This is a genomic window from Agrobacterium sp. D14 (assembly GCF_001526505.1).
GTDB classification, from domain to species: Bacteria; Pseudomonadota; Alphaproteobacteria; order Rhizobiales; family Rhizobiaceae; genus Agrobacterium; species Agrobacterium leguminum.
Map to the genome: position 1 here is coordinate 249,358 of NZ_ASXX01000063.1, position 13,431 is coordinate 262,788.

Below are 13,431 nucleotides of genomic sequence, written 5' to 3' on the forward strand. Positions count from 1 at the left end.
GACGGCTGGAAGGGTTTCAATGAAGACGATGCAGGGTAATGCGCAGGGTTTGGGCATGTTTCGCACGGTTGTTGGCATCACGACGATAGGCGTGTTGCTCGGCGCGTGCACGAGCCCGACCTACGGAACGGGCAAGACGGCGGCGGAACAGCTTGTCGACGATCTTGGCAACGCGACCTCGATCACCGGCAACGATCAGGAAAAGCGCAACCTGAAATACAGCCCCCGCCCGGGCCTCGTCGTTCCCGCCCAGGCCCGCGCCGAACAGCTGGCAGAGCCGCAGCAGAACATGGCAAGCCGCGAAAACAATCCGCAATGGGTCGAATCGCCGGAAGAAACCCGCGAACGCCTGCGCGAAGAGGCGGATGCCAACAAGAACAACCCGCATTATCGCTCGCCGCTGCTTGCTGGCAACGGCACGGCCGGCCAGATGACCGAAACCCAGAAATGGGAAGCTTTCCGCAAGGCCAAGGCCGAAGCCCAGGGCGGCTCCGTCGTCAACGCCCAGCGCAAGTTCCTCACCGATCCGCCGGCTGAATACCGCAGCGTTCCGCAGGATCAGCTGACCGATCTCGGCGAACCGGAGCAGAAGAAGGAAAAGCGCCGCAAGAAAGAAGCGGCCGTGGCAAACACCGGCAAGAGCTGGTGGAACCCCTTCCAGTAATAACGAATGGCTGATGGCCTGCGGGAAAGCTTGCGCCTCCCGCCGGCCGCTCAATCGTCGAGACGTTTCTCGCGGAAAAATTGCCGCAGGATTTCCGCACTTTCGCTTTCCGCCAGTCCCGAATAGACATCCGGCGCATGGTGGCATGTCGGCTGGCTGAAGAAACGCACGCCACTCTCCACTGCGCCGCCCTTCGGGTCTCGCGCGCCGTAATAGAGCCGGCGGATACGGGCGAATGAAATCGCCGCCGCGCACATGGTGCAGGGCTCCAGTGTCACGTAGAGATCGGCGCCGGGCAGGCGTTCCTGCTCCAGCGCTTCGCAGGCCATGCGGATCACGGCGATTTCGGCGTGAGCCGTCACATCGTTCAATTCACGGGTGCGATTGCCGGAACGGGCGATGACGCGGCCGTCCATAACCAGTACCGCGCCGATCGGAACCTCCTGCCGCTTAGCCGCGGCACGGGCTTCCGAAAGCGCCAGCTCCATGAAATGCGTCCTTTCGGCCATTGCGTTTCAATTTCCTCTTAACCCTTGTGCTTGGACCTGATAGGACAGCCCAAACAACAGGCAAACAGCAAATGACTTTTAAAGACAAGCCGAAGCGTGACGGCGGCAAGACATTTAGCCGCGACAGGAAGCCGAAAGGCCCCGGCAAGCCCGCCGCAGAGCGCGAAAAGAAACCGACCGAGGCAAAGGCCGCCCCGGTGCCGGAAACCGTTGGCGCTTCCAAGCCCGAGCGCATTTCCAAGATCATGGCGCGCGCAGGCGTCGCCTCGCGCCGCGATGTTGAGCGCATGATCATGGAAGGTCGCGTGTCGCTGAACGGCGTCAAGCTGGATACGCCGGTGGTGAACGCCACGCTGTCCGACAAGATCGAAGTCGACGGTATGCCGATTCGCGGCGCCGAGCGCACGCGCCTGTGGCTTTACCACAAGCCCGCCGGTCTGGTGACGACCAACTCCGACCCGGAAGGCCGCCCAACCGTTTTCGACAATCTGCCGGGTGAACTGCCGCGCGTGCTCTCCATCGGCCGCCTCGATATCAATACCGAAGGCCTGCTGCTGCTCACCAACGATGGCGGACTTTCCCGCGTGCTGGAACTGCCGACCACCGGCTGGCTGCGCCGCTACCGCGTGCGCGCCCATGGCGAGGTCGATCAGGCCGCACTCGACAAGCTGAAGGAAGGCATTGCCGTCGACGGCGTGCTCTACGGCGCAATCGACGCCACGCTCGACCGCACCCAGGGCCACAATGTCTGGATCAGCATGGGCCTGCGTGAAGGCAAGAACCGCGAAATCAAGAACGTGCTCGGCGCGCTCGGTCTCGAGGTCAACCGCCTGATCCGCGTTTCCTACGGCCCGTTCCAGCTCGGCGATCTCGCTGAAGGCAAGGTGCTGGAAGTGCGCGGCCGTATGCTGCGCGACCAGCTCGGCCCGCGTCTGATCGAACAGGCCGGCGCGAATTTCGACGCGCCGATCTACAATGCGCCCGTTGAGGATGAAGAAGACGACGCGCCGAAGCGGCCCGTAAAATCCGAATGGGCAAAGAGCGATGCCCCGGAAGGCAAGCCGCGCTTTGAAAAGAGCGGCAAGTCCGAAGACCGTCGTGAAAAGGCGCTCGGCCGTCTCGACACCAAGCGCGGCGACAAGCCGGCCGGCAAGTTCGGCTCCAAGCCCGCCGGGAAATTTGGCGCCAAGGGCCGCAGCGAGGATGAAGGCGACGACCGCCGCCCACGCCAGGCCGCCGGCACCAGCCGCACGGCCAATGTCTGGATGGCGCCCGGTGCAAGGCCCACCCGTGACGGCAAGGAACGCAAGTCTTCCGCCCGCGCGGAAGCCGAAAACCTCTTCAAGAAGCCTTCCGCCCAGGACGAAGCGCGGCGCAACGTCGTGCGGCATGCCGATGCCGAGGGCGAGTGGATCCGTTCGGATTCCCCACGCGAAGAAGAAGGCGGTCGCGGACGCGGCGACCGTCCGCGTGGCGAAAAGAGTTTTGGTGATCGCGGTGGACGCGGCGGAAAGCCGTTCGGCGACCGGCCATTCCGCGACAAGCCGCGTGAAGAAGGTGATCGCCCGCGCAGCGACCGTCCGCGCGGTGAAAAGAGCTTCGGCGACCGCCCGGCACGCGGCAGCAAACCTTTCGGCGACCGGCCGTTTCGTGACAAGCCGCGCGAAGAGGGCGACCGCCCGCGCAGCGACCGCCCACGTGGCGAAAAACCTTTCGGTGATCGCCCGTTCCGCGACAGGCCCCGTGAAGACGGTGACCGCCCACGCGGCGAGCGCCCGGCGGGAGACAAGCCCCGTGGCGGCAAGCCGGCCGGTAAATCCGGATTCGGCAAGCCATCTTTCGGAAAATCGGGCGAACGTGGCGAACGTTCGGGTTTCTCAGGCAAGAGCAAAGGCCCCGGTGGTCCCGGCGGCGGCAAGCCGGGCGGCAAAGGCCCGGGTGGCAAACCTTCTGGAGGCAGGGGAATGACACGTAATGCGGATCGTAGGCGGTGAGTTCCGCGGCCGGACACTGGCCGCGCCGAAATCGAATTCCATTCGTCCGACCATCGACAGGACGCGGGAAAGCCTCTTCAATATTCTGAGCCATGCCTATCCGGAAAGTCTGGATGGCACGCGCGTTCTGGACGTTTTCGCCGGAACCGGTGCGGTCGGTCTGGAGGCGCTTTCGCGCGGCTGTCGCGTGGCGCTCTTCGTCGAAAACGGCGTGGAGGGCAGGGGGCTGCTCTGGGAAAATATCGATGCGCTGGGTTTGCATGGCCGCGCCCGCATTCTGCGGCGTGACGCCACCAAGCTCGGCGGCGTCAACAATATAGAGCCCTTCGATCTTCTCTTCGCCGATCCGCCCTATGGCTACGGCCATGGGGAAAAGGCTTTCGCGGCTGCCCATGGCGGCGGTTGGCTGAACCCCGGCGCGCTCGCCATTCTCGAAGAGCGCGGCGATGTGACGGTCAAGGTCGATCCGGTTTTCAAACCGCTCGAAAGCCGCATCTTCGGCGATACGAAAATGCATTTCTACCGTTACGAGCCCTAAAGCATTTCCAGGAAAACTGGAGCCCGGTTTTCCGTCCGGAAATGCGATAGAACAAAGAGTTAGAGTGTTTTCGCGATTCGAAGAAAAGCGAAAATGCTCTAACAGGAGCGTTTCCCGTCACGCCACGGTCTTGTCTTGTTTGCGCAATAGGCAGAGTCTTTGCCGTGGAAAGAATTTGGGTATTCGCATGGAGCAGGGTGTAAACGAGAGCATAATGATCGTCCGCGCCGGGGAAGAGGTTCTCGAAGGTGACGGCGCGGGCGGCCATGAGCCGACTTTCGGACTGGCGCTCGGCGGCGGCGGCGCACGCGGCATCTGCCACATCAACGTCATCGAGGCGCTGGACGAACTCGGCATCCGGCCCGTGGCGATTTCCGGTTCGTCCATCGGCTCCATCATCGGCGCGGGCATGGCGGCCGGCATGACCGGCCGGGAGATCCGTGAATACACGCTTGAACTGATGGGACGAAAAGGCTCGGTCGCCAACCGGCTCTGGAGCCTCGGCCCGGCATCGATGCGCCATGCGGTGGACGGTTTTCGCCTCGGGCAGTTCAACCTCGAACTCATCCTGCACGCCTTGATGCCGCAGGCTCTGCCGAAGGATTTTTCCGAGCTTGCCATTCCGCTCAAAGTGATAGCCACGGATTATTACGCCCAGACCGAAGTGGTGGTGGAGCGCGGTGAGATCATCCAGGCGCTGGCCGCATCTGCCGCCATTCCCGCATTGTTCATGCCGGTGCGTATCGATGGCCGCATCATGATCGACGGCGGCATTTTTAATCCGGTGCCCTATGAGCATCTGCTGGACCACGCCGATATCGTCATCGGCGTCGATGTCGTCGGCGGTCCGGAAGGCGACGGAACCACCATGCCGAACCGGCTGGACAGCCTGTTCGGCGCCAGCCAGCTGATGATGCAGGCGGCGATTGCCCTGAAACTGAGGTTACGCCCGCCGCATATTTTCCTGCGCCCGCCCGTGCACCGTTTCGGTGTGCTGGATTTCCTGAAGTCCGAAGAGGTGCTGAACGCATCTGCCGGCATCAAGGACGATCTGAAACGGCAGATCGATATGCAGGTGGAACTGTTTCACCGCGGGCAGGGCGTGGAGGCCCGACAAGTTAAGTGAGGTTGCCGCCCCTTTCCTTCTCCCCGAGGGGGAGAAGGTGGCCCGAAGGGCCGGATGAGGGGGCGCCCTCTCCGAATATCGCTACCCTTGCCCCCTCATCCCGCTGCCGCGGACTTCTCCCCGGCGGGGAGAAGAAACAAGCGGTGCGCTTCCAGTCACTAAGTTGAACTCAATTTACAGCGAAACTTCCGTCTCGCTGTCCTCCGCATCCTCTTCTTCTTCCCACTTTTCCGCCTTGGTCTTCGGCTTCATCAGCGGTTCGGGCTTCACCTCGCGCACCGGCTTGTTGTGCAGCATCTGCCGGCCGGCGGCGAGGCCTTCCACGGCCTGTAGCTGCAACCGCTCCTCGTCGCGTTCGCGAATGTCGTCGGCAATCGCCAGCGCCCTTTCGCCATCCATATCCAGCCCCTCCAGAATGCGCCTGCCGAACAGCAGGCCCGATTCCAGCGTCTCGCGGATTTCATATTCCACGCCCTTTTTCCTGAGGTCGAGGGAATGCACGCGGTCATAGGAGCGGGCATAGATGCGCACGCTCGGAAATTCCGACTGGATCATGTCGATGATACGGTCGGTCACCTCCTTCTTGTGGGTGCAGACCGCAACGAGATCGGCCCGCTCGATGCCGGCGGCGATCAGCACGTCCTTGCGGGTGCCATCGCCGAAAAAGATGCGGAAGCCGAAACGGGCGGCCTGCCGCACGCGGTCTGCCGAGCTATCGATGACGGTCACGTCGCGCCCGCCGGCGAGAAGGATCTGCGAGGCGATCTGGCCGAAGCGGGAAAAGCCGATCATCAGCACATCCGCGCCCGCCCCGTCGAAATCCTCTTCCAGTTTGTCCTCTTCCGCATCCTCCGCCGTCAGCCGGCGTGAAATCACCGCCAGAAGCGGCGTCAGCGCCATGGAAAGCGTGACGACGGCAACGAGGATCGAGGCCGTCGCCTGCGGAAACAGCCCGGAGGCGGCAGCCGTGGTGAAGAGCACGAAGCCGAATTCGCCGCCCTGCGCCAGAAGCAGCGCGATGCGGCTCGATGCATAACGCGACGAGCCGGCGATGCGGCAGAGGCCATAGATCAGCGCCGCCTTCACCGCCATCATCGCCGGCACGGCGATCAGGATGAGCAGAATATGCTCATAGACGATATGAATATGCAGCGACATGCCGACCGCCATGAAGAACAGCGCCAGAAACAGGCCGCGAAACGGCTCGATATCGGCTTCCAGCTCGTGCCGGTAGGAGGATTCCGACAGCATCAGCCCCGCCAGCAGCGCCCCCATGCCCATCGACAAGCCCACCGCCTCCATGATGGCGGCGGCGCCGATGATGACGAAGAGGGCGGCGGCGATCATCACCTCCCTCGCACCGGTGCGGGCGATGATCTGGAACATCGGCGTCAGCAGATACCGCCCGGCCAGCACCATGCCGGCCACGGCAACGACGGAGGCGATGAGATCGGACACCATCGAATCCGTCGGCACATCCGGCCGGTTGGAAAGAATGGTGACGAGGGCAAGAAGCGGCACGATGGCGAGGTCCTGAAACAGCAGGATCGAAAAGGAGCGGTTGCCGTGCCGCGTATTCATGTCGCCGTCATCGGCAAGGATTTGCAGCGCAAAGGCGGTGGAGGAAAGCGCAAGGCCGAAACCGGCGACGAGGCTGCCGCGCCAGTCGATCAGCCCTGCCCACCAGGCAATGGCCGCCAGCACGCTGCCCGTCACCAGCACCTGCGCCATCCCCAGCCCTAAAATATCGCGCCGCATCTGCCAGATGCGCGACGGTTTCAGTTCCAGCCCGATGATGAAGAGCAGGAAAACCACGCCGAGTTCCGAGACGTTGAAGATGTCCTTCGCATCCGTGACCAGATGCAGGAACGGCCCGATGATGATGCCCGCCACCAGATAACCGAGCACGGTGCCAAGCCCGAGCTTGCGGAAAACCGAGGCCGCGATGACCGCGCCGGCCAGAAGCAGCAGGGGTTCGGAAAAGAGAGCGTCGTGCTCGGTCATGCGGGCGGACTTTCGAATAGGGTGGCGACAATACCGTGCGAATGGAGAAAGCGGCGTTTCGCCCTTGATGCGGGGTTGCTGGCACAATAAATGGAACAGGAATGAAAGGCCAACTCATGTCCTCAGAAATAGATTCTTCCAAACTTCTCGATCGCGCCAGCCAGCTTGTCGATCTTGCCCGCGCCGCCGGTGCGGATGAGGCGGATGCCGTTGTCGTCCGCTCCCGCTCGCAATCGGTCGGCGTGCGGCTCGGCAAGGTGGAAAGCACTGAATCCTCCGAAAGCGACGATTTTTCCCTGCGCGTCTTCGTTGGCCGCCGGGTGGCGAGCGTTTCGGCCAATCCGGGCTTCGACCTGAAGACCTTGGCGGAACGGGCGGTAGCCATGGCCAAGGTCTCGCCGGAAGACCCCTTTGCCTGCCTCGCCGACAGGGAACGGCTGGCGACCTCCTATGACGATCTCGAGCTTTTCGATGCGACGGAAGTATCGGCGGATCAGCTGCGCGAGGCGGCCCTTGCTTCGGAAGAGGCAGCGCTGGCGGTCAAGGGCGTCAGCAATTCCTCCGGCGCCGGCGCATCGAGCGGCATGGGCGGCCTTGTCCTTGCCACATCCCACGGTTTTTCCGGCAGCTATATGGGCAGCCGCTTCAGCCGTTCCGTCAGCGTCATTGCCGGCGAAGGCACGAAGATGGAGCGCGACTACGATTTCGACAGCCGCCTTTATTATGCCGATCTCGATGCCGCCGAAGAAATCGGCCGCCGCGCCGGTGAAAAAGTGGTGCGCCGCGTCGGTCCGCGTCAGGTCGATACCGGCAGCAACATTACCGTGGTTTTCGATCCGCGCATCGCCCGCGGTTTTGTCGGTGCGATTGCCGGCGCCATCAACGGCGCGTCGGTTGCCCGCAAGACCAGCTTCCTGCGCGATAAGATGGGCCAGCAGGTTCTGAAAAAGGGCCTCTATCTCACCGACGATCCGCAGATCGTGCGCGGCCCGTCCTCGCGTCCCTTCGATGGCGAGGGCGTGCGCGGCGAGAAGATGACGATGATCGAGGACGGAGTTCTCAAGCACTGGTTCTTGTCCACCTCGGCGGCGCGGGAACTCGGCCTTGAAACCAACGGTCGCGGCGTGCGTGGCGGCACGGCGGTTTCGCCGGCTTCCACCAATCTGGCGCTGGAGCCGGGCGACATCTCGCCGGAGGACCTGCTGAGACAGGTCGGAACCGGCTTTTACGTTACCGAGCTGATCGGTCACGGCGCCAATATGATCACGGGTGAATATAGCTGCGGGGCGAGCGGTTTCTGGATCGAGAACGGCGAAAAGACCTTTGCGGTTTCCGAGGTCACCATCGCCTCGAACCTGAAGGACATGTTCATGCGGGTCACGCCGGCCAATGATATCGACCGCAAATACGGCGTCGCGGCCCCGACGCTCGCCATCGAAGGCATGACGATCGCGGGCAAGTGAGACGGCCTGCGGGTTGTTTTCGCCAGCACTTTGTGTGCAAGTGCGAAAAGAAAAACAGGCGCGCCGTGTGAGGCGCGCGGAAAAGACGGCAAAATGAACGATATGGCTGAGGCCCGCTGGGCCTCCGATCTGAGGCTGGTCCTCGAAGCCGCCCGCAAGGCGGGCGAGACGGCCCTCGGTTTCTTCCGCAAGGATCCCGAGGTCTGGTGGAAGAATGGCGGGCTTTCGCCCGTCAGCGCGGCCGACTACGCCGCCAATGAAATCCTCGAAACCATCCTGCGCTCCGCCCGGCCGGATTATGGCTGGCTTTCTGAAGAGACGGATGACGATACGGCCAGGCTTTCCCGTTCCACCGTCTTCGTCGTCGACCCCATCGATGGCACCCGCGCCTTCATCGGCGGCCGGGATACCTGGTGCGTCAGCGTCGCGGTGGTGCATGAGGGGCGGCCGGTGGCCGCGGCCCTTGTCGCCCCGGCGCTTGCCGAGGAATTCACCGCATTTGAAGGCGGCGAAGCGCTGAAAAACGGGGCGCCCGTTTTTGCCGCGCGCGAAAATGCCGGCATCTTCCATCTGGCGGCACCCGAAGACGTGATCGCGCATCTGCCGGAAGAGGTGCGGGGCGGCGTCAAGCGCATTCCGCACGTGCCCTCGCTCGCCTACCGGCTGGCCATGGTGGCGGATGGCCGCATCGACGGAACGCTGGTCAAGGCGAACTCGCACGAGTGGGATCTCGCCGCCGCCGACCTCATTCTGGAGAAGGCCGGCGGCCGGCTGGTCGGGCTGGATGGAAAACCTCTGATGTATAATCGCCGGCAGGTGAACCACCCCGCATTGTGCGCCGCAGCAGATTATGCGCTGCCTGCACTTTTGAAAGCGTTTTCACATCTGTCTGACAGTTGACGTTTGCCGGGAAATCCCGCAGATGAATGCCTCTCTCAGAGTTTAAGAAAGAGACAAAGACATGACGGAATCTGGCAAACAGAAACAGCTGCTGCACCTCGTATTCGGCGGCGAACTGGAAAACCTTCAGGATGTTCAGTTCCGGGATTTGAAGGCGCTCGATATCGTCGGTATCTATCCGGACTATGCTTCCGCGCTCACCGCATGGAAGTCCAAGGCGCAGATGACTGTCGATAACGCCCATATGCGTTATTTTATCGTGCATATGCACCGTCTTCTCAATCCGGACGACAAAATTTGAGTCCTTTTGCCCTTGCGTTGTAATACTATTGGGTGAAAGCGAGTTTTCCCGTGATTCCTGCGCGAGCGGCGCAGGCCGGGAATACCGGGGCGAGAAAATGTGATCGCGCTTTCGTTTCCGATGACAAAAAATGACGCAATTTGAGAAGAAGTAGGCGGCGATAACAACCAAAAACAGGGGAAGGGCATTGCGCGGAATGATCAAGGGCAGAATGTCATGAGCAGCCGTATCGCACGTTTCGCTCTTTCCGGTTACCGCATTGCCGGTATCGCCGCTTACCCGTTCGCGAAGCCCTATCTTTCCTACCGGGCGGCGAAGGGCAAGGAAGACAAGCGCCGTCGGCTCGAACGCTTCGGTTATGCCAGCGCCGAGCGCCCGCGTGGGCCGCTGGTCTGGTTCCATGCCGCAAGCGTGGGCGAAACTCTGGCGCTTATTCCGCTGATCCGCGAAATCCGCAAGCGCGACATCTTCGTGCTTTTGACCACCGGCACCGTCACCTCGGCCGAACTGACCCGCACGCGGCTCGGCGACGATGTGATCCACCAATATGTGCCGCTCGATATCAAGATCGCGGTCAACCGTTTCCTGACCTATTGGGCGCCGGATGCCGCCATCACCGCTGAATCGGAAATCTGGCCGGTGACGATGATGGAGCTGGAACGCCGGCACATTCCGCAGATCCGGGTCAATGCACGTCTCTCCGACCGTTCCTTCGACCGCTGGAAAGCCCGGCATGACATTGCTGAATCGCTGTTTTCCAAGCTGGCGCTTGTGGTTGCGCAGTCCGATCTCGATGCCGAACGCTTCCGCGATCTCGGCTCCTGGCCGGTGGTGATTTCAGGCAACCTCAAGGGCGACACCGACCCGCCGCCCTGCGACGAGGCGCTTCTGGAGAGCTATCGCAAGCAGGTCGGCAATCGCAAGACATGGGCCGCCATCTCCACTTTCGACGGCGAAGAGAAGGCTGCCGCCACCGTGCATGCGGCGATCAAGTCGCGCAATGGGCAACTGACCATCATCGTGCCGCGCCATCCCGAGCGCGGCGACGATGTCGAGGCGATGCTGAAGGGCATGAATCTTTCGGTCGCCCGCCGCAGCCGCAATGACGTGATCACCCCGGAAACCGATATTTTCCTCGGCGATTCCATCGGCGAAATGGGGCTTTACCTGCGGCTGACCGAGCTTGCCTTCGTCGGCCGCTCCTTGACTGCCGAGGGCGGGCAGAACCCGCTGGAACCGGCCATGCTCGGCTGCGCCGTCCTGTCTGGCGCACATGTGCAGAATTTCCGCGAGGCCTATCAGAAGCTGATCCGCGCCGGCGGCGGTCGTATCATCCGCGATGTGGAGATGCTGGCCAAGGCGGTGCACTATCTGCTGGTCAACGACAATGAGCGTTACAAGATGATCGATGCGGGCAACCGGGTCATTCAGGATATGCGCGGCGCGCTGTCCTCCACCGTCAAGGCGCTGGAACCCTATATCAATCCGCTTACCGTTTCCGCCAAGCTGCAACCGCGGAGCGCCATCGGCTCATGGTAGCGGATATCGAACTCAACGCGGCGCAATCGATTGCCGCAGTCCTTTTCGACAAGGACGGCACGCTTCTGGGCTATGACGCCAGCTGGGGTCCGGTGAACCGCGAGCTTGCTGCGATTGCCGCCAAGGGCGATCCCGTTCTTGCCGACCGGCTTCTTTCCGCCTGCGGCATGGACCCCGTTACCGGTCATGTCGTACCGGACAGCCTTCTGGCCGCCGGCAATACGGCGGAAATCGCCGCCGGTCTGGTTGCCGCCGGTTCGCCCTGCGATGTCGGGGAACTGACGGCGCGCCTCGACCGGTTGTTCACCGAGGCGGCGGATAAATCCGTACCTGTCACCGATCTCAAGGCGTTTTTCGCAAGGTTGAAGGCGCGCGGCTACAAGCTCGGCATCGCCTCCAGCGACAATGAAAACTCCATCCGCCAGACGGCCATCCGCTTCGGTTTCGAAAAGGATGTCGATTTTGTCGCGGGATATGACAGCGGTTACGGCACCAAGCCGCAGCCCGGCATGGTTCTCGGTTTCTGCAAGGCGATAGGCTTCCCGCCGGAGCGTGTGGCGGTGGTCGGCGACAATAATCACGATCTGCACATGGCGAAAAATGCCGGTGCCGGTCTGCGTATCGCTGTTTTGACGGGAACAGGCTCACGCGAAAGCCTCGGCGCCGATGCCGATTTTTGTTTCGACGACATCACCGCGCTTGAAGCGCTTTTGCCGGAACGGGCTCTCTGAACCCGGTGGAATTTCCGCCGGGCCGGGTGCGGCTCCATCAAACTCGTTTATTCCATTTTTGCAATTTACGGTTTTTTCTGGCAAACAACCTCCTGACATGTGACGGGCGAACGGAATGCCGTGGGCGACGCGGCCGGGAGCGGGAATAGATGGTTTCTGAAGCGCCGCCGTTCTGGTGGCAGAAAGCGGGCTGGCAGGCGTGGCTCCTGTCTCCTTTCTCGCTTCTTTACGGCAAGATCGCCGGCCGGCGGATGCGAACGGCGAAGAGGGCAAGCGTTGCCGTTCCGGTCATCTGCATCGGCAACTTCACCGTGGGCGGCGCCGGCAAGACACCGACGGCGATGGCAATTGCGAGAGCCGCCGTTGCAAAAGGCCTGAAACCCGGATTTCTCAGCCGCGGTTACGGCGGCACGCTCGACGTCACCACCCTTGTCGATCCCGGACAGCACCGCTCGGCCGATGTCGGCGATGAGCCGCTGCTCCTGGCGCGAGAGGCGGTCACGGTCATTTCCCGCAAGCGCGTGGAAGGCGCACACCGGCTCGTGAAGGAGGGCGTCGATCTCATCATCATGGATGACGGTTTCCAGAGCGCACGCCTGACGCTGGATTATGCGCTTGTCGTCATCGATACGATGCGCGGCATCGGCAACGGCCATCTCGTGCCGGGCGGCCCGGTGAGGGCGCCGCTTGCCGAACAGATGCGGCACATGACCGGGCTCCTGAAGGTCGGTAACGGCCATGCGGCCGATGCCCTGGTCCGGCAGGCGGCAAAGGCCGCCAAACCCGTCTTCGTGGCGGCGATCACGCCGCAGGAGCCGCAGGATTTCAGGGGAAGGCGCGTGCTGGCCTATGCGGGCATCGCCGATCCGACCAAGTTCTATCGAACCGTCGAGGCGCTCGGCGGCGATATCGTGCTGCAGCGCTCTTTCCCGGATCATCACCATTTAGCGACGATGAGATCGCCGATCTTCTGCAGGATGCCGGCAAAGAGAACCTGCAACTGGTGACGACGGCCAAGGACGCCGTGCGGCTTAACGGGCACCACGGCCGGGCGGAAGAATTGCTGTGGAACAGCCTGGTGATCGAAATCGACATGGTGTTCGACGACCCCAACGCGGCCGCGACGATCATCGATACGGCGGTGAGGAACTGCCGTGCGCGCCTGCTGCGGGACAATGCGCGGACGTCGCTTTAGAGGGTGATGGCAATCCGAAAACCTCTCCTCCGTCATGCTCGGGCCTGTCCCAAGCATCTGCGGCCTATCGATTTTACGATAGGTGATTGGATCCTCGGGACAGGCCCGAGGATGACGCCGGGTGTTGAAGGCGTTTGCAGTCTTTTGGAATTTTTCCCGGACGAAAACCGCTATGTATTTACTGGAAATACTCTGCGCGCCGCTTCCCAACTCACGCCGGCAAATTGCCAGCCTTCTTTTCGGCTTCCAGCGAAGCCGCCGCATCCACATAGGCCTCCTGCCGCGCCACGCTCCAGTAGCGCAGCTCATCGAGCGGAATGCTTTTGCCGGTGATGGCGCAGATGACGTGCGAGCCGGTCTGGACGATGCGGAAGTCACCGTCGAGATATTCGATGACGGCGAGGCGGTTGCCGCCTCCCTCAAATCTGTTCATCCGTTTTCGTCTCCTGCTCTGTCCCGTCAGGGCA

Annotated in this window: 12 protein-coding genes and 1 pseudogene; 10 read left to right on the forward strand and 3 right to left on the reverse strand. The window is 62.3% G+C overall.

What is annotated here, in order from left to right; translation table 11 throughout:
• The first annotated feature begins 19 nt into the window (after positions 1-19).
• Positions 20-664, forward strand: coding sequence for a hypothetical protein (locus L901_RS24095; RefSeq protein ID WP_059760754.1), 645 nt, complete (start codon positions 20-22; stop codon positions 662-664).
• A gap of 50 nt (positions 665-714) precedes the next feature.
• Here the strand turns inward: L901_RS24095 and L901_RS24100 are convergent, their stop codons facing one another.
• On the reverse strand, positions 715-1,173 hold the full coding sequence (locus L901_RS24100) for a nucleoside deaminase (protein WP_059760756.1): 459 nt from the start codon (positions 1,171-1,173) through the stop codon (positions 715-717).
• A 71-nt stretch (positions 1,174-1,244) separates the two neighbouring features.
• On the opposite strand from L901_RS24100, the gene L901_RS24105 reads away from it, so the two are divergent.
• From L901_RS24105 to L901_RS24115, 3 genes are all read left to right on the forward strand, one after another.
• Entirely contained in the window at positions 1,245-3,167 is a 1,923-nt protein-coding gene (locus L901_RS24105; protein WP_059760758.1) for a pseudouridine synthase, read from the forward strand.
• Positions 3,148-3,705 carry a 16S rRNA (guanine(966)-N(2))-methyltransferase RsmD gene (rsmD, locus tag L901_RS24110; RefSeq protein ID WP_003522938.1) on the forward strand — a complete coding sequence of 186 codons (558 nt, stop codon included), beginning with the start codon at positions 3,148-3,150 and terminating at the stop codon, positions 3,703-3,705. The genes L901_RS24105 and rsmD overlap by 20 nt, the downstream gene beginning before the upstream one ends.
• A gap of 187 nt (positions 3,706-3,892) precedes the next feature.
• Positions 3,893-4,831 (forward strand): patatin-like phospholipase family protein, encoded by a 939-nt coding sequence (locus L901_RS24115; RefSeq protein WP_059760760.1) that lies wholly within the window; start codon positions 3,893-3,895, stop codon positions 4,829-4,831.
• A 174-nt stretch (positions 4,832-5,005) separates the two neighbouring features.
• On the opposite strand, the gene L901_RS24120 is transcribed toward L901_RS24115, so the two are convergent.
• Complete coding sequence (locus tag L901_RS24120; RefSeq protein ID WP_059760762.1) at positions 5,006-6,835, reverse strand: monovalent cation:proton antiporter-2 (CPA2) family protein; 1,830 nt, start codon at positions 6,833-6,835, stop codon at positions 5,006-5,008.
• 116 nt (positions 6,836-6,951) lie between these two features.
• On the opposite strand from L901_RS24120, the gene L901_RS24125 reads away from it, so the two are divergent.
• The 6 genes and pseudogenes from L901_RS24125 (at position 6,952) to lpxK (ending at position 12,964) form a co-directional block, all read left to right on the forward strand.
• A complete protein-coding gene (locus L901_RS24125; RefSeq protein ID WP_059760862.1) occupies positions 6,952-8,298 on the forward strand; it encodes a TldD/PmbA family protein in 1,347 nt (448 codons plus the stop codon).
• Between the two features lie 93 nt (positions 8,299-8,391).
• Positions 8,392-9,198 (forward strand): 3'(2'),5'-bisphosphate nucleotidase CysQ, encoded by an 807-nt coding sequence (locus L901_RS24130; RefSeq protein WP_059760764.1) that lies wholly within the window; start codon positions 8,392-8,394, stop codon positions 9,196-9,198.
• Positions 9,199-9,259: 61 nt separating this feature from the next.
• Positions 9,260-9,499: a DUF4170 domain-containing protein gene (locus L901_RS24135; RefSeq protein ID WP_003521023.1), complete on the forward strand. Its 240-nt coding sequence runs from the start codon at positions 9,260-9,262 to the stop codon at positions 9,497-9,499.
• A gap of 216 nt (positions 9,500-9,715) precedes the next feature.
• A complete protein-coding gene (waaA, locus tag L901_RS24140) occupies positions 9,716-11,038 on the forward strand; it encodes a lipid IV(A) 3-deoxy-D-manno-octulosonic acid transferase (protein WP_003521024.1) in 1,323 nt (440 codons plus the stop codon).
• Positions 11,032-11,769 carry an HAD family hydrolase gene (locus L901_RS24145; protein WP_059760766.1) on the forward strand — a complete coding sequence of 246 codons (738 nt, stop codon included), beginning with the start codon at positions 11,032-11,034 and terminating at the stop codon, positions 11,767-11,769. The genes waaA and L901_RS24145 overlap by 7 nt, the downstream gene beginning before the upstream one ends.
• A gap of 149 nt (positions 11,770-11,918) precedes the next feature.
• Positions 11,919-12,964: pseudogene (gene lpxK, locus L901_RS24150) on the forward strand (tetraacyldisaccharide 4'-kinase).
• A gap of 211 nt (positions 12,965-13,175) precedes the next feature.
• Here lpxK and L901_RS24155 read toward each other — a convergent pair.
• On the reverse strand, positions 13,176-13,397 hold the full coding sequence (locus L901_RS24155; protein WP_020809536.1) for a DUF2093 domain-containing protein: 222 nt from the start codon (positions 13,395-13,397) through the stop codon (positions 13,176-13,178).
• Positions 13,398-13,431 lie beyond the last annotated feature (34 nt).